Raw genomic sequence first — 16,363 nt, forward strand, 5'->3', positions numbered from 1 at the left:
GCTGTTGGCTTGCGCCGTGGTGACTTTGTTATGGGCTCGTTATTTGAAGCTGAAGTTGGGCGGTTATACTGGCGATGCGCTTGGGGCTCAACAGCAGCTGAGTGAACTGTTCATCTATTTGAGCGCTTTAGCCATGTTAAACACTGGAGTCTTAGCAGGATGAGTCGGGTTATATTTATCCGCCATAGCCAGCCTGATATTGCAGATAACTGCTGTTATGGGCAGTTAGACATGGCTGCAGAAGCTACGCAATTAGCGCTGGCGGTGGAAAGACTCGCCCCGTTATTAACCGCCTATCAAGTTGAAAAGATCCTCTCTAGTCCTTTGTTGCGCTGCCGCCAGTTGGCTGAAGCGCTTTATCCAGATGCGACTATTCACTTTTATCCAGAGCTGAAAGAAATCGATTTTGGCTGGTGGGAAGGTTGTAGTTGGCAGCAGATCCCTAGAGCAGAACTTGATGCTTGGGCGAGTGCCTTTCTCAATTACCGCCTAGGTGCGGTAGGCGAAACGGTTGCCGAATTTAATCAGCGAGTGACTGACTTTTGGCAGACTCTGCAACAACAGCTTAATGCCTCTGGCCAGCCGCAAACCTTGCTTTGTTTCACTCATGCAGGGGTTATTCGCTGTATTTTGGGCCACATACAAGCCTTAGATTTAGCAGAGTCGAGCCAGCTGCCGCTTAGCATGGGGTCGATAACGAGTATCAAACTTGCCACAGAGGGAGCTCAAATTGAATTTGTTAACCGTTAAGTCTTTTGCTCACTGCCGTTGGCTTATATTACTTGGCACTTATGGACTGATGAGTTTTCATGCTAGTGCGGCTGCGCAGGAACCTAGCAATGTATGCTGGCAGCAGGCTAACAGAGCTGAGCTTAACCGCTGCTTAGAGCTACAGTTGGCAGAACTTGAGCAACAGCAGCAAGCGCTACTGTTGCAACTAAAGCAACAAGCAGCAGAGTTGGAAACCATCAGTGAAGGGGCAGCAGATCTGGGCTTGGCTTTAACACAAGCCAGCGATGATTTTGTTCGCTTTCGCCAGAGTCAGTGCAACTGGGAGATGAAGATGATGGCCAGTGGTAGCGGGGCTGGTAGCCAATACTTGCTATGCAAAATTAAACTTACTGAAAACAGCTTAAGCCGTTTGCAACAATGGCTTAAGCCCTCCCATTAAACCGAGGCCGCCGCGGCTTATTGCTTAGGCCTGTGCGTATGCTTGCTGACAGCCTTTAATGGCCGGAGCTAGTATTTCTAAAGCTGTTTTATCACAAGGGTTTAGCTCTGCATTACTGTTTTGCAGTGGTGTTACTCGTTGCCCCCAACGAAGCACTGCAGCACCCCAAGTTAAGCCGGCACCAAAGGCCGCTAATAACACGTTGTCGCCAGGTTTAATACGGCCTTGTTCTAAGGCTTCACAAAGTGCTACTGGAACGGTAGCCGCTGAAGTATTGCCGTATTTTTCAATGTTGATCATGATGTTTTCGTATGGGGCTTCGATGCGTTTAGCCAGTGCATCAATGATCCGCAGGTTGGCCTGATGAGGCACAATGAAGTTAAGCTGTGAAGGGTTTACCTCTGCCTGCATTAATACATTGCTAGCGGCTTCACCCATGCCTTTCACCGCTCGTTTGAAGATTTCAGGCCCTTCAAATTGAAAGCTATACAGGGTATCTACACCGCAGAAGCGAGGGCGATCGGTGCCGAAATCGGCAATCGATAGGATCTCGCGTTTTTCGCTGTCGCAGCCCAACTTCGCGGCTAAGAATCCGACTTTTTCGGCATCGCTATTGGCTTCTAGAATCACCGCGCCAGCGCCATCACCAAACAAAACTGCGGTATCGCGTTTGGTCCAATCCAGTACTTGACTTAAGCGCTCTGCGCCGATCAACAAAATGCGTTTCATGGCGCCGCTTTGAATTAGCGCTGCCGCAGTTTGTATACCGTAAACAAAGCCACTGCAGGCGGCGTTCATATCAAATACCGCAGCTTGTTTGGCCTTTAATAGTTGTTGCACTCGGCTAGCTGTACTAGGCACTGTGGTACCGGGCGTACAAGTACACAAAATAATGGCATCCAATTGTTCTGCTTTTAGGCCTGCAGCGGCGAGAGCATGTAAACTCGCATTAGCAGCTAAATCGGCAAGATCAACATGGGAAATACAGCGCTCTTTAATGCCGGTGCGGCTACTAATCCACTCATCGGATGTGTCGAGAAAAGTGCTTAAATCATGGTTAGAGAGGCGGGCTGGGGGCATACATTTGCCCCAGCCGGTAATTTCGGCATTATACATAGGGTATCTTTTTCTCTGGCTCATGGTGCAATGTTTTGGATTATGCCTGATGCATCACAAATAGCAAAACAAGACGAAAAACTAGTCTTAAACTTGTGATTATTGTGGCTTTATTGAAGAAACTTTAATTAGCTGGTGTTTTAAAGGTTAACTTGTGTGATAATTAACCTTATTTGATGGACTAGACCTGAGAATAATGAGGTCGATTTATGTAACAGGGATGCGTAGTTTTTCTCTGGTTTACGTAAGCGAGGTCTATTATGACTAGTGATGTTCCCCATTTAGGCCCGTGCCTAGCAACGATAAATAAAACAAAAACGTTCAGTTTTACTGATAATACACGTTTTTTCGAACTAACCGTTGATTTATATGCAGATCCTTTAACTATGCTGGCTTTTGGTGGCGAGGTTGTCGGCGATATTGCGCCTAAAAAATATGTAGCAGTCAATGGAAAGGTTGACGATGTTAGCGGTTTTTTTAAGGACCAGTTTATTTGGAGCTTTGCCGATATTTGTGAGCTTAGCGGCTTAGAAGCAGCATCGCTAGATGAATGGTTGGTATTGGATGTCAATTAGCCGGTAGAGTCAAAAGGGACAAGGCCAAACACCTTGCCCCATGTCTTACAAATAGCGAGAGCGTAAGTGCTGTTGGAAATACGCTGGATTTAAGCTTTCACCGGTGGCTCTTTCGACTAGCTCATCTGTTTCATACAGGCTTGCCTGAGACCAAATATGTTGTTTTAGCCAAGCAAACACGCCACTGTAGTCACCTTTAGCCACCGCATCTGGCGTATCGGGTTTCGCTTTTACCAGCGCCGCATGGAACTGGGCAGCGTACATTGCTCCTAATGAATAGGAAGGGAAATAGCCAATTAAACCTGCTGGCCAATGTACATCTTGCATGCAGCCATTCTTATCATCACCTTTAGTCGATAGCCCCAAGTATTGCTGCATCTTTTGGTCCCATAACTCAGGAATGTCGGCGACTTTAATCTCTTGATTGATCAGGTCTCGCTCTAGTTGATAACGCAACATGATATGGGCTGGATAGGTCAGCTCGTCGGCATCTACCCGTATGTAGCCGGGCTTAACGCTAAGGTAATGCTGCTGCAGTTCGCTTAACGGCATGTGCTTAGCCTGTGTTAAGTGTTGTTTAATTAAGGGATGCAGCTGTTCAACAAAGGCTTGGCTGCGTCCGAGTTGCATTTCAAAGAACAAGCTTTGGCTTTCGTGGATCCCCATCGAGCGGGCTTGGCCCACCGGTAAATCAACTAAGTCGAGAGGCAGGTTTTGTTCATAACGGGCATGACCGGTTTCGTGAACTATTCCCATTAGTGAACGAGTAAAATCTTCTTCTTCATAGCGGGTGGTAATTCGAACATCGCTGGGCACGCCACCACAGAAGGGATGGGCGCTCACATCTAAGCGACCATGGTTGAAATCAAACTGTAGCTTTTGCATCACCGCTAGGCCCAGCTGTTTCTGTTGTTCGCTGAGGAAGTTCCCGTATTGGCTTAGTTTTGGCCAAGAGGCTTGTTTATCAACAACGTCTTGAATTAACTGCGGTAGCCAAGTTTGTAGTTCACCAAACACTAGGTCTAAGCGTTGCATTTGCATGCCCGGCTCGTAGAGATCCAGCATCGCATCGTAGCGACTTAAGCCACTTATATCGGCGCGGATTTGCGCTTCTTCTATGGCTAATTGCATCACTGCTTGTAAGTTCACTTGAAAGGCTTGCCAGTTATTGGCTTTACGCTGTTCTCGCCAGGCGTGCTCGCAGCGCGCCGTTGCTAGCGACTTGGCCTTGACCAAATCGGCGGGTAGGGCGGTGCTATTGCGCCAGCTGCGTTCCATTTCACGTAATGAGGCTTGTTGAACTGAGGTTAAGTTTTGCGATTTAGCTTGCTCTAGCCATTCTTCAAGCTGAGGCTGAGTTGATTTTTCATGGATGATCACCGCCAGTTCGGCCAGTGCTTCGGCACGTGCCTGATTGCCGCCATCGGGCATCATGGTGGCCTGATCCCAGCTAGTAATGGCATTTAAGTGGGACAGTTTTGCAAGCTGCTGAAAATGTTGGCTAAGTTGTTGATAAGCATTGGGCTTATTCATAATGGTTCCTTTTGCTGCTTAGTTTAGGCTAAGCGGCGAGCGTGGCGCTCGCGATTATCGAGTTTTTGCTGCTCATTTTTTTTAAGCAAAATATAGATGGCTCCGCTTCCGCCATGCATGGTTTGTGCACTGTGAATGGCTAGCACCGCATCTATTTGTGGTAACCATTGACTCACGTAGCTTTTTAATAACGCTGGTGGAGCACTATTATGGCCTTTGCCGGGAATAATCAAGGCACTGCGAATGTTGAGTTTCTGGCATTGCTTAATAAAGTTAACAATTTCATTTCTAGCCTGTTCTAGGCGAAACTTATGCAAATCTAGAGTGGCTTGAATGGGGTACTTACCTAAGCGTAGCTTCTTAAATACGCCTTGTTGTAAACCGGTCTTTTTAAATGACACGATGTCATCAGGATGAAGCAGTTTGACCTGATCGAGTGAGAGGTAATCTTGAGACGTAGCGCGATGTTGTTCTGCGGCTTGTTGTCTGGCCTGTTTGGCGGCCTCGTTTAGCGCTACATTAGCCGACATTACGGCGTCTTGTTTTAGCGGTTTTATTCCGGCAACTTCTTGCTGAAACAGATCAAATTCATCAGACATAAAAGAACTCCTGAACATCGAAGTTCCTTCTTTATAGATGACTGGCGCCAGCGGTGCAACCGCTGAAATAGCTTATTTGTGTGAGTCGTCGCTTTGACGGATTTTTTTAATAAAGTAGTAGCTGTAAAAAATCATAAGGGCGATGGTGCAAGTGATCACCCCAATCGACATTAAACCGATGCTGTTGCCAAATAGTAAATCTAACCAAAGGTCCATAATAGCTGCTCCGCTGTATGCCTTAGTTGAGCATAAAACCACCAGCAGAAAACGAATTGATATGGCTCAAAGATGTGTTGGATCGACTTCACGAATTACATAACCCAGCTGTGTAAGCTCGTTGAGTAAGCCTTTTTTGCCATAGAGGTGCATTGCTCCAACAACAACAAAACTGGTGCCGTCTAGTTGTGTGAGCTGGTTGATCCAGTGGCGATTGCGCCGGTATAACAGCGCTTCAGATAACCATTCTGCATCTTGTTGGAACATCGGATCATCTTTTAGCAGCGCAATCAGTTGTTGATTTTGACCTTCATTCCAATAACTCACCAACTGTTCGAATACTCGGGGAATATGTTCAAAGTCATCGATGGTTTGTTCAAGGAGAGGCGTTTGAATAGTGGCTAGCTGCTTGAGTGTGGTTAATTGCTCGGCGAAGCTTTCTAGCTGATAAATAGGGGTGTTGTTATGTTTGGCTTGGTCAATGAAATGCAAGTCTACACCAAGTTCAGTTTGATAACCTAAGGCCTGCATTTGCAGTTGGCTAAGCATGATTGCCACATACCAAGCCTGCAGGTTGTCAAACATGCTAGAGGAGAGCCCCAACTGTTGGCTGATTTTCGCCAGTTTTTGTTGGTAGTCAGGGCCCATGTCGTCAGCGAGTGAGCGGCCTGTTGGCTGCTGAGTGCTTTTTTGTAATAGCTTGCGGTCACTGGCGCTTAGGCTGCTAACATCGGTTTCGATCACTAATCGTTGGCTGCGTTCGAAAGCTTGAATAAAAGTGTCTGGGAGAGGGTAAAACTGCTCACTGCCGATATGAATAGAGCCAAATAAATAGAGTTGTTGTTGGTTTTTAGTCGCTAGCCAGAGTGAGGGTTCGGCGGCTAACTGACCGCTTGATAATACTAGCAGCAATGAGCTAAGACGGCGCATCCAAGGTTTCATAGTTAATCCATTGAGCAAGTTTATCATGCAACTTTACCATGTGAGCTCGATTCAACCAGCTTAAATTGTTAGTACCATATGGGAGTTTTGCTAAGTGCGATGCTTAGAATCTGAAACGCGCTATTTTTAGTTGCATATCATTCATCACGCTGGCGAGTTTGGCACCCGTGTCTGCCAGCTGTTGCACTCTTGAGGTATTGTCTTCAGAGACTTGGTTGATATTGTCCATGTTCTGGTCTATCTCGTTGGCTACGGCACCTAGTTGCTCAGAGGCGCTGGCAATCTGTTCGTTCATACTGGTGATGGTACTGACCGCCCGTTTTACACCCGATAGTGCTTCATCTACCAAGCTAATTTGGCCAACACTGTTTTGTGCGAAGCCAGCTGTTTCGCCTATTACCTTAACCGCATGATGGGAACCTTGTTGCAAGCCTGAAATTATCTCGGTGATTTGTTGGGTTGATTGTTGGGTGCGCTGAGCAAGCGAGCGGACTTCATCCGCTACCACAGCAAAACCGCGACCTTGTTCTCCTGCTCGGGCGGCCTCAATAGCTGCATTTAATGCCAATAGATTGGTTTGCTCGGCAATGCTGCCAATGACTTCAACCACGGTGCCAACTTGTTCACTGCGCTCACTCAAGGAGTCGATGACCTCCGTAACCTTGGTCACCTCATTGGCTAGTTTTTCAATTGTGTTAACCGCTTGCTGCACGGTATCGCGACCATTTTCGGCTAACTCATTGGCTTGTTCTGCAGCATTGGCGGCTTGCTGAGCATTTTCTGCTACCGAATTCAGCGTTGTAGACATTTCAGTAATGGCGGTGGCGGCTTGGGTGGTTTCTGTTTGCTGTTGTTCTACACCATGCTTGGTTTGATTAGATACCTCGATAATACTGGTGACGGCTTGTTGCGCTTGCGAGTTAGACAAGGAAACGTCGCTAATCAGCGTTTTTAATTGCCCGTTCATGTTATGCAAAGCGCCGCTGAGTAGACCTATTTCATCTTTGCTCTGACTCTGGATGGTTTGGCTTAGATCGCCTTGAGCAATAGCGCGTGAAAAACTTAGCGCGGTGTTAAGTTGGGTGATCATTTTTGACGACAGCCACAGAGCGAGGAGAATGCTGGTGATGACTGAAATGGCAATTAAAATGGAAAGGTTGATAATGGCTCGGTTTCTCTGTTGATTAATTTGTTGCATTGCCTGTTGCATGGACTGCTGCACTGTTGTTTCGGCGTTGTCGGCTTGGCTGATAAAGTGGCTAAAGGCTTGGTCAAATTGTTGGATTAATTGCTGAGTTTGCTGGGCTTGCCCTAGGTAGGTATCGAGCCGGTGTTGCGAGGTGGCAATGAAGGTTTTTAGCTGATTTAGCAGTTTGGCTTTGTCGACGGAGGGGCTGGCGCTGGCATTTGTGATAGCCTGTTCGGCTTGGTGAAAATTAGCCAATATACTTTCTGGAGTATTTTCATCATCACCTGACAACCGTTCTTCTAAAAACAGATGACCATTTGCCAGCAGGTAGCGCGCATCGCCGAGAAAATTAACATTTTTCAATAAGAACTGTTGCTTCGATTGCTCTTTCCAATCGACTAAGGTGGTTTGTAGCTGTTGGTAAAGTTGATCAAATTGTTGGTCTTCACTACTGCCAGCAGATGTGGAGTTGGAATAAGTCTGGTAACGCTGCTGCGCCACTTGAGTAAAGACCTCAATATCTTTGATGACTTCCTGCATCGCTTGTCTCACCTGAGCGTCGTCACTGGCGATGAAGTCACCTTCGTCGTTAGCTCCTCCTTCTAACAGCGCCTTCGCATACCAGTCCGCTTGTTCTAGAAGCGACCATACCTGTTCAACGTTTTTATCACTTTCGCCATTAATAATATCCTTGAACAGAAGGTGGGCTTCGGTGGCTAACAGTTTTATTTCCATTGTGGCATCGACTTGTGGGGCGAAAGTAATACCTGCATTTTTCCCTGACTCACCCACTTGGTTAATGTATTTAAGGCCAATCGCGCCACAACTAAGGATCAGCAAGGTGAGTAACAGCGAGAAGAACAGAAATTTGCCACGTAAGGATTGATGAGCCGCTACTTTTTCTGTGGCGGACTCAGTGGAGGGCATCGTCATAGTCATTCCTCATCTCTGCCTTAGCTTATATGGCAAACCTATTAGCAATTAAAGCCTTATTTTTTATCAGGTTATTGACTTAATTGCAGGACCGAAGGGGGTTTTTATAGTGTAGTATAAATGTTGCGAATATGTTGCGATAAGGCTGGCGTGATGAGTATTGGCTAGTGAGCTATATATCCCTAGCCATACTGGTTTAACTCTTCTTTAAAATGCCATCTAATAATGAGACAGGTAATACGCGGCGTAAATAGGCAAACAAATAAGTAGGAAAAGTCACATAGTAACGTGCTTTGGGGCGAGGTGACTCGATGGCGTGTAAAAGCGCTTTATAGACGGCGCTTGGAGGCAGTGTAAAACGGGTGCTGGGGCCTTCCTTATCCAAACGTTGTAAGGTTTTTTGGTAAGTACTATGGTGGCGAGACTGCTCGACCTTAATATGCTTTAAAAATGCCGCTTTGGCGTTTTTTCTAAAGGCGCTGGTAATGGGGCCGGGCTCGATTAGTGACACCTGTATTGGAGTATCGGCCAACTCTAAACGGAGTGTATCGGTATAGCCTTCAATAGCAAATTTGCTGGCGTTATAAGCGCCGCGATACTTCATTGCGACCAAACCCAATACTGAACTGTTTTGAATAATCCTTCCCTGTTGCTGCTGCAGCATATGTGCGAGGGCGATACGGCTTAAATGATGCCAGCCAAAAAAATTGCTGTCGAACTGTTGTCGTAGCGCTTGGGTAGGCAGATCTTCTAAAGCGCCGGGCTGACCATAGGCACCATTATTGAATAATACATCGATTTTCCCTTCAGCCAGCTTTAAGGCTTGTTGCCAGCCTTGTTCAATTGAACTCTCAGAGGCTAAATCCAGCTGAATCGCTGGCAGTCCAGTTTGTTGCAGTCTTTCTACATCGCTTAGTTGGCGACAAGAAGCGATTACTCGGTGGCCTCGTTGCTGCAGTTGGCAAGCACAATAGAGTCCAATACCGCTGCTACAGCCGGTAATCAGGATGGTTTTAAAGGAAGGGTTCAAGCGATGTCCTGTATTGTTTGTCAAAGGGCTTATTAAGCCCTTGATTTTCAATTTGTCTTAATAAGTGACTAATGTTGAATGAACTAGCGACCTAGTGCAAATTGATTACGCCTATTGGCTGTTTTTTATCTGGCTGCGAGGGTTACCGCCTTGTCTTGTTTTGGAAAGCGAGTTGCTAGTCGCGGTTTTTTGTCGTTAAGCAAAGCGATATTGAGTTGACTGGCGGCTTTGGGAACAAATTTACAGCCCAGGTTGGGAGAGAGCTTTTCGACGCCTTTTGGTATGCGTTTGGCGTTTAGCAGAAGAGCGACCAGTTGACTGATTATGCTTGAGTCTAAACTTAAAAATCGATTAGCGGGCATCAACATGATTAGTGAAAGCGGGCGCTCACTTCTGAGCTTTCATTATTCATGGATGCTCGCTTTGGCGCTAAGGCCTGGTAAGAGGTAGCTAATGTCATCTTTTGAGCTATTTTTGCCAAAAAGACTTAGCTGCTTCATGTTGCGCTTCTGCGCGTGTTACTCCAATGTCTTTTAATAGGTAGTCGGGCAAGCTGGCTAGAGTGCGCCGCGTTTTCCGTCTTATTATCAGTTCATCTAACTTATTTATTAGTTTGATTAACTTTAGTTGAATTAACTTGAAGGTAGTTGGTTTACATTGGCTTGTTTTTTCACAGATAGTATTCATGGCTGTTCTCCTTGTTGTGGCTTAAAAATTAACCCGTCTTGAGCTAGACTGACAAACGATGAAAATTGACATTGAGTTAAGGAAAACTTAAGTGAGCGAGCGCATGCCACCCTTACAAGGGCTTTACTATTTTTACATGGCTGCCGAATTGGGCAGTTTTAAAGCGGCTGCGGCTCGCTTGTATGTGAGTGCTGCGGCTATGAGCCAACAAATTCGCCAGTTGGAAGAGCGCATGGAGCTGCGCCTGTTTGAGCGGCAACATCGAAAAGTCGTTCTCACTGCCGAAGGTCAAATTCTTTATCACTACACTCAGCAGGGGTTTCGTCAGCTACAGGATGGCGTTCGCCAGCTTAGCCAAGATCCCGAGCCCAATAGTTTGTCTTTGTCGGTATTGCCATCTTTTGCGCAACATTGGCTAGTGCCGCGTTTGGGGGAGTTTAGTCAGCAGCACCCAGAGCTATCGGTGATGTTAATGCCTAAAGATAGCTTGGTTGATTTTCGCCAAGAGCGAGTTGACCTGTGTGTGCGCTACGGTAAAGGGCAGTACCCAGATTTACAGTCGATAAAGCTGATGGACGATCACCTTTATCCGGTGTGTCACCCACTTTACTTACAACAGCATCCTAGCTTGTCCTTGAATGACTTGAGTTCACATACCCTCATTGAAGATACAAGGCCTGACATGGATTGGCAGTATTGGTTGGAATTGGCCGGTTTTGACCATCGTAAGGCGAAAGCCAGCTTGAAATATCAGGGTACACATATGGTGATTGAGGGCGCTCTGGCAGTACAAGGTATCGCTTTGGTTCGCCACAGTTTGGCTTGGAGATATATTCAGCAAGGTTTGTTGATTAAATTGTCGAAGGTCGAGGTAAAACCACCATACAGTTACTATTTAGTGGCACCAGAGCCGTATTTTAACCGTGAGAAAATTAAACAGTTTAACGCTTGGATAAGCCAACAAGCGCTAGAGTTTTGGGCTGAAAGCGAATCGCAGCGCCAGCAAAGCCTGATTGTGAATGCGGGGCAACAGGTTGGTTGTGGCCCCAATTAAGGTGAACTTTGGGCCAGTTTATGCTCAGCAGTGATGTCGATGCGGGTCGCTTCCAAGCTTGCCCAAGTACTGCCATTGCGCACAATTTCAGCTTTAATTAATTGGTAATCTAGTTCGGGGGCAAGCCATAACCAAGTGCGTCGATTCTCGCCTTTTTTCTGTTCAACCTTTAGGGCGTCAAAGGTGCCCAAGCTGGTAGTAATTGCCTCTTCGGCAATTACATGAAAGCGATAGTTATCCACTTCATCAAGCATATTGTAATAGTAGTGGAGATCGGTAAGTCCTTTTTTTAAATCGTTTTGTAGTTGCACCGAAAAGCCCGCGGCATCGAGCAACTGGTGAACATTTTCTGGCGCCTCAAAATGGTGGTGTTGGCCGTCAACCTGAACCACCAAACCACCCTGTCTGTCGGGGTGGCCAACGGCGCTTAAACTGCTAAATAAGCTCTCTTGTTTATGCACAAACCCCAAGCTTTTTACGTTGTCCTGATAATAGGTAAAGCGCGAGGTATCATCGTATTTTAGCCCGCCAGCAAGCGCCGTAGCGGTACTTCTAATTTGATATATATCGTTACCTAAATCTAATAGTTGCCGATAGCCCTTTGCTAGCGGAACTCCTTTAAAATCAGCTTTGTACTCGGCTTCAAAAGGGAGGACTTTGGCGTAGCTAAGAGCGCTGAAGCCTAGACAAAAAATGGTAACAATTTTTAATAAGCGCATAAGACAGACTCATTTGATGACTATAAGATTATAGTCGTTAGCGGGGAAGGCCATGAAACAGTGTAGCGTTTCCAAGTGATAGCGTGCAAGTGAAGTCGTTGCTGGAAAGATTAGCTAAGGCCAACGCTTGTTTAGAAGGCGATATTTACATTAAGTGCTTTTATTTACTGATGTTTACTCCAATTCGGATTATTATTAGTAGCAATGAGCGTTAGCTTAAATGGATTTAATCGCAGAGGTTTTTTATGAAATGGAAGTTGCATTCGTTAGCTATTTTGCTCGGTCTTGTCCTTACGGCCTGCAGCGATAATGATTCATCCCTTGAATTTACTCCTGATCCACCACCTGAAGTTCCTGGTGAAGAAACTATTGAGTTTCGTGCTGGTGGGGTAGATGTACTCGCCCTTAAACAAGAGATAGCAGTAACCGCACTAGATGACTTGAACACTTCTCGCGCAATTGAGGTGATTAAGGGCATTCCCTATGCTTATGCCGAGCGCTTTGAGCATAGTCAACTGTTACCTATGACTAGCCTAGCAGCGCTAAACCAACCAGTTGATGCCACTAAGTTTGGTGATGTTTGTCCGCAGCTCGAAACCGAGCTGCCAAACTCTGAAGCCTGTTTAAATTTAAATATATGGCGTCCTGCAGGGACGTCTGCGTCTGATAACTTACCGGTTTATGTTTATATCCATGGCGGGTCGTTTGAGGCTGGCTCGGGTCAGGCCGCTGATATTATTCCCGATGTGGTGGTGGCCCAAAGTATTTTAGATACCAATAGAGGCGAGCGTAGCAGTCCTTTTATTGCCGTAACCTTTAACTATCGTCTTGGTTTGTTGGGAAGTTTATGGGTTGACGATAACGGCGATACCAAAGGAGGTAATTTTGGTATTGGCGATCAAAAACGCGCCCTACAATGGGTTAATCAGTACATTAAATTCTTTGGTGGTAACCCTGAAAATGTAACGGTATTTGGCCAAGGCGCTGGCGCTACCTCTATTAGTGTATTACAGCAAACACCCGATCCGGCTCTAGACACCTTAGGTGTGGACAACGTAGCAGGCGTTTACTTTCACAAAGCGATAATGCAGAGCTTGCCATTTGGCCTACCGTTTCGTAGTTACGAATTGGCCGAAAATAGCTCGGTTAGCGTGGAAGATGCTATTACTGAACTCTTCCCAGACAGAGAGCTTGCGCAGCTAACTATCGCTGAGCTGTTAGAGGTGCAGTCAAAAGTTAAATCAGAGTTTACCGGTCGTTTATTTGGCTTGCCAGATGGCTTGATTGAAGAGCTGGTAAGCGATGTGTTAGACGGCCTTGACGCTGGTGACGACTTGGCGGTGATAGGGGCGCGTTTGGCCCTGAAATATGGTGCCGACATCGCAAGCATTGAGCCACGAGCTAAAATGCTGGCGTTTGCTCCTTATCTCGAAAGCCATCGTGAGTGTATTCGTGAGGGTATTTTAGGTTGTAGAGAGTATGCTGACTACTTGGGTTACCATGTCAGCGAACAAGCTATTGATAGCGACTTAAAGGTGCCAGCAGTGGTAGGCTTTAATAGTGATGATTCTAATTCTTACACTGCTGCTTTTAAAATCCCCTTTGTGATTAACCTCGAAATCGCGGGCGTTAACTTACTGGATATTATTATGTCTTTACTGGATAGCGCGGTATTACCGGCTGGTATCGACAACTTCATTCCGTATAGTGACCAAAGCGTTAACATTCCGGTGTATGCGATTTTGTCGTCGATTATCCACTTGGATCATATTTCAGCCTTAGCGTTACAAGATTTTGCGCCGGTAGATGATGATACCAATCTAGCCGGCGTTACCGAGAATATGAGTAAGTTCAATGCATTAAATAATCAGTTGTTGTTTAAGTGTGCCGCTAGGGACTACGTGCAACGCAACGCTGCTAATGGTTTAGCGACGCTCTATCATTTTGACTACAAAGCGAGCTTTAATACCAACGTATTGGATGATTCGTTTTTTGGTACTTTAGGTAATTTAAGTTGTTTTGGTGGTAAACCATGTAACAAGGCTGAAGTGCCCTTTATTTTTAACCGCCTTTACAATGAGCGCGGCACCGAGATTGTGCCAAAGCAAAAAGATAAAGACTTAATGAAAACAGTATCTAGATTGTGGTTCAGTGAAGCCCTTTTCCAGAATTACAACTACAGCCAAACCACGGACAACGTATTAATGGTGCGTAATGTGACTGTAAATGGCGAAGAGCAAGGAGAAGTGGTTTCAGTTGATGACTGGGAAAGCATCGTGAACGTTGGAGAAGATCCCGAAGCCATGGCTGGGATTTGTGAAGCGATTTATTAGCCCTTGCTAGGGGCTGTGCTTACAGCTTAAAAATGCGTTTTTGAGTTTTATTTAAATAATTAGGCTGATGTTTAACAATTAGCAGGCAAATTTATCCATGGAGGATATATGGTGTTGTCATCATATTTACGAAAAAAAATGAACTTGGCGATGATGGCCAAAACGGTGGCAATTTGCCTGACGATGATGGCTTTATTGATGGCTGCACCGTTGAGGGCAGAACAAGATACTGAGGATGACACAAGCGCCGATATCTTTAAGCAATATGGTATTCCTAAGGAATTACCCAAATTTGGCTTAAGCTCTTTAAGCCAAGGTGACCATATTGTTGAACATGTGATGAAAGAAGTCACGGTGGGCGAAGACGTATCGACGTCCAGCTTCTTTTTAGTACAAAGTACTGATGGCAAAGGTAACATTGACTTAAGAATTAAGTATTTTGAGCGTGATATTGATGGCGAAGGGGATGAGCCAACGTTAAACGAAAGTAATTCTCTGGATTCCATCGAAAACTTAACCAAGACTGAGTATAAGCTACGTCAGTATGCCGAGAGTTTTGACCGTTCAACGGTGAAAGTTACCGAGGTTGATGAGCACATTGCTTTGGTGTCTTTTCAATACTCTAAATACGCCTTACCACAAGATATTGCCTACTTCCGCTTCATGCATGTGCAAATTAAGGTAGTTGATGGCTCACCAACCACCATGACTGTTACCAACACCGAGCCTTTTGAATATGGAAAGTACTTCGTAGATCATTATAAACAAGATCTTGTGTTTGATTATCTGGCCGATGGCCGAATTATCGTAGAAAGCAAAGCCATTACCGCTGTGGGGAGTTATAAAAATCAACCCGCTAAGTTAAATGTGGTGGTTACGCCGGTGGCTTTTTACGACGATGTTCTGGGGACCGTGGTACAGGACGAAGATAAACTAAATTATGTCTCTGACCCGCGTATTTTGGAAAAACGCGTTAAAGTTGACAGACTATTTCCTTTGATGGGGGATTTAGTGCGCCGCCAAGGTATTGACTTACCATTGCCTTACGGCATTTCCGTGGCTTATCGTAACCAGCAGATGAATTTTGGTTTTTCATCCTTTGATTTAGGTTTAGGCTCGCTGGGCATGGTGAATCTGGACAAAGATTTTGACCCCGATAAAAGCTTTGCTGATGTCAGCGCTGAAAGCGTAAGTTTGCGTGGTGATGTTTACATATTGCCCTTTTGGAACGTGTATGGCTTTCTAGGCAAAATTAATGTTACCGCAGAGATAGATGCCGATTACACCGCTAATACGATGAATGAGGTAAAGGATACCCTAAATAGCCGAGTGCCTGGTTTGGGTACCGGAGTATGTAATACTCTGGCAGAAAATGGTCTACCGTTTTGTGACCCGGGCCGCTTAAGAGTGCCATTGAACTTAGATTACGATGTTGTGGGCTTAGGCACCACTCTAGCCGTTGGTTATCGCGAGTATTTTGCTTCGGTGAATATGAGCTTTGCTAAAACTCGTTTAGAAGGTTTGAATGATTGGGGCGATACTTTGTTTGTGGCACAGCCGATGTTGGGTTATCAGTTTGTCGATTATCGCGCCCAGCTCTTAATTGGCGCCGAGTATCAAGCACTCGATTCAAAGATGACTGGCAGCTTAGGTAACGTAGATGCCTTGGATGGTGAATTTCTTTATGACATAGGGGTTAAACTTAATTCTTGGGCTTATTTAATCGGCTTTAATAAGCAACTTGGCAAGCACTACAATGTGACGGCGATTTATAACAAAGGCCCAACCCGTGATGCTTTCACACTTAACTTTGGTTACCGTTTTTAGGTCGGTAATTTAGCTTGAGAAGGGAGCGAGTCGCTCCCTTTTTTTGTTTAATGCGGTTATTTTTATTTCCTCTTTCTTATTTCATCCTCTCCCTTTAGCGTGTTCTACCTAAGCTAAGCCTTTGTTGGGCTGGTGGGCTAAGCATGTGTTCCGCTGTAGCATAAGGCTATTTAACTCGCTCCTAGCATCAAATTGTTTAGCATTAAGGATTAGGTGCTAAGTGTATTCAGCAACCGTTTAAAGCGCGGCTATTCAAATACCTTATTTACTCATTTACAGAGTGTTGTGGTGGCTAAATAGAGCAGAGCGGCGTATAGCGTCAGCCATAGAAGCCACTGTTATCTTGCAGTGGTGAATTTATATGAGCCGCTAGTTGAAGGGGCATAAAACTAATGCTGATGTAGAGGGGGGCTTTGAGGAAGTGTTAAGGGAAGGCTTA

16 protein-coding genes are annotated in these 16,363 nt (G+C 45.5%); 7 read left to right on the top strand and 9 right to left on the bottom strand.

Annotation, left to right across the window (positions count from 1 at the left end; genetic code table 11):
* The first annotated feature begins 19 nt into the window (after window positions 1–19).
* Genes ACQY6Q_RS17700 through ACQY6Q_RS17710 form a run of 3 tightly spaced genes read left to right on the top strand, consistent with a single transcriptional unit; the run spans window position 20 to window position 1,171 of the window.
* Entirely contained in the window at window positions 20–163 is a 144-nt protein-coding gene (locus tag ACQY6Q_RS17700; RefSeq protein ID WP_427983538.1) for an adenosylcobinamide-GDP ribazoletransferase, read from the top strand.
* On the top strand, window positions 160–750 hold the full coding sequence (locus tag ACQY6Q_RS17705; RefSeq protein WP_427983471.1) for a histidine phosphatase family protein: 591 nt from the start codon (window positions 160–162) through the stop codon (window positions 748–750). The genes ACQY6Q_RS17700 and ACQY6Q_RS17705 overlap by 4 nt, the downstream gene beginning before the upstream one ends.
* Window positions 731–1,171 carry a lysozyme inhibitor LprI family protein gene (locus ACQY6Q_RS17710; protein WP_427983473.1) on the top strand — a complete coding sequence of 147 codons (441 nt, stop codon included), beginning with the start codon at window positions 731–733 and terminating at the stop codon, window positions 1,169–1,171. Before ACQY6Q_RS17705 ends, ACQY6Q_RS17710 begins: the two co-directional genes overlap by 20 nt.
* A 24-nt stretch (window positions 1,172–1,195) precedes the next feature.
* Here ACQY6Q_RS17710 and ACQY6Q_RS17715 read toward each other — a convergent pair whose 3' ends face one another.
* Entirely contained in the window at window positions 1,196–2,287 is a 1,092-nt protein-coding gene (locus ACQY6Q_RS17715; RefSeq protein ID WP_427983475.1) for a ketoacyl-ACP synthase III, read from the bottom strand.
* 260 nt (window positions 2,288–2,547) lie between these two features.
* Here ACQY6Q_RS17715 and ACQY6Q_RS17720 point away from each other — a divergent pair, with 260 nt between their 5' ends.
* Window positions 2,548–2,862, top strand: coding sequence for a hypothetical protein (locus tag ACQY6Q_RS17720; RefSeq protein ID WP_427983477.1), 315 nt, complete (start codon window positions 2,548–2,550; stop codon window positions 2,860–2,862).
* Between the two features lie 45 nt (window positions 2,863–2,907).
* Here ACQY6Q_RS17720 and ACQY6Q_RS17725 read toward each other — a convergent pair whose 3' ends face one another.
* The 7 genes from ACQY6Q_RS17725 to ACQY6Q_RS17755 form a co-directional block, all read right to left on the bottom strand.
* Window positions 2,908–4,395: a carboxypeptidase M32 gene (locus tag ACQY6Q_RS17725; protein ID WP_427983479.1), complete on the bottom strand. Its 1,488-nt coding sequence runs from the start codon at window positions 4,393–4,395 to the stop codon at window positions 2,908–2,910.
* A gap of 23 nt (window positions 4,396–4,418) precedes the next feature.
* The gene (smrA, locus tag ACQY6Q_RS17730; RefSeq protein WP_427983481.1) at window positions 4,419–4,994 is read right to left on the bottom strand and encodes a DNA endonuclease SmrA; all 576 of its coding nucleotides are present in this window, start codon (window positions 4,992–4,994) and stop codon (window positions 4,419–4,421) included.
* A 72-nt stretch (window positions 4,995–5,066) separates the two neighbouring features.
* Window positions 5,067–5,210 carry a DUF3149 domain-containing protein gene (locus ACQY6Q_RS17735; protein ID WP_083481716.1) on the bottom strand — a complete coding sequence of 48 codons (144 nt, stop codon included), beginning with the start codon at window positions 5,208–5,210 and terminating at the stop codon, window positions 5,067–5,069.
* A 66-nt stretch (window positions 5,211–5,276) separates the two neighbouring features.
* The gene (locus tag ACQY6Q_RS17740; protein WP_427983483.1) at window positions 5,277–6,152 is read right to left on the bottom strand and encodes a TraB/GumN family protein; all 876 of its coding nucleotides are present in this window, start codon (window positions 6,150–6,152) and stop codon (window positions 5,277–5,279) included.
* A gap of 103 nt (window positions 6,153–6,255) precedes the next feature.
* Window positions 6,256–8,274 carry a methyl-accepting chemotaxis protein gene (locus tag ACQY6Q_RS17745; protein WP_427983484.1) on the bottom strand — a complete coding sequence of 673 codons (2,019 nt, stop codon included), beginning with the start codon at window positions 8,272–8,274 and terminating at the stop codon, window positions 6,256–6,258.
* Window positions 8,275–8,470: 196 nt separating this feature from the next.
* The gene (locus ACQY6Q_RS17750; RefSeq protein WP_427983486.1) at window positions 8,471–9,304 is read right to left on the bottom strand and encodes an SDR family oxidoreductase; all 834 of its coding nucleotides are present in this window, start codon (window positions 9,302–9,304) and stop codon (window positions 8,471–8,473) included.
* A 468-nt stretch (window positions 9,305–9,772) separates the two neighbouring features.
* On the bottom strand, window positions 9,773–9,991 hold the full coding sequence (locus ACQY6Q_RS17755) for a DUF1127 domain-containing protein (RefSeq protein ID WP_427983488.1): 219 nt from the start codon (window positions 9,989–9,991) through the stop codon (window positions 9,773–9,775).
* 91 nt (window positions 9,992–10,082) lie between these two features.
* On the opposite strand from ACQY6Q_RS17755, the gene ACQY6Q_RS17760 reads away from it, so the two are divergent.
* Window positions 10,083–11,045 carry a LysR substrate-binding domain-containing protein gene (locus ACQY6Q_RS17760; protein ID WP_427983489.1) on the top strand — a complete coding sequence of 321 codons (963 nt, stop codon included), beginning with the start codon at window positions 10,083–10,085 and terminating at the stop codon, window positions 11,043–11,045.
* Here the strand turns inward: ACQY6Q_RS17760 and ACQY6Q_RS17765 are convergent.
* Entirely contained in the window at window positions 11,042–11,764 is a 723-nt protein-coding gene (locus tag ACQY6Q_RS17765; RefSeq protein WP_427983491.1) for a DUF3108 domain-containing protein, read from the bottom strand. The genes ACQY6Q_RS17760 and ACQY6Q_RS17765 overlap by 4 nt on opposite strands.
* 245 nt (window positions 11,765–12,009) lie before the next feature.
* Here ACQY6Q_RS17765 and ACQY6Q_RS17770 point away from each other — a divergent pair, with 245 nt between their 5' ends.
* Window positions 12,010–14,097: a carboxylesterase family protein gene (locus ACQY6Q_RS17770; protein ID WP_427983493.1), complete on the top strand. Its 2,088-nt coding sequence runs from the start codon at window positions 12,010–12,012 to the stop codon at window positions 14,095–14,097.
* A 108-nt stretch (window positions 14,098–14,205) separates the two neighbouring features.
* Window positions 14,206–15,924, top strand: a complete 1,719-nt coding sequence (locus ACQY6Q_RS17775; RefSeq protein WP_427983494.1) for a hypothetical protein — start codon at window positions 14,206–14,208, stop codon at window positions 15,922–15,924.
* Window positions 15,925–16,363: the final 439 nt, after the last annotated feature.

Source organism: Agarivorans sp. (assembly GCF_050295395.1).
Classification (GTDB): domain Bacteria; phylum Pseudomonadota; class Gammaproteobacteria; order Enterobacterales; family Celerinatantimonadaceae; genus Agarivorans.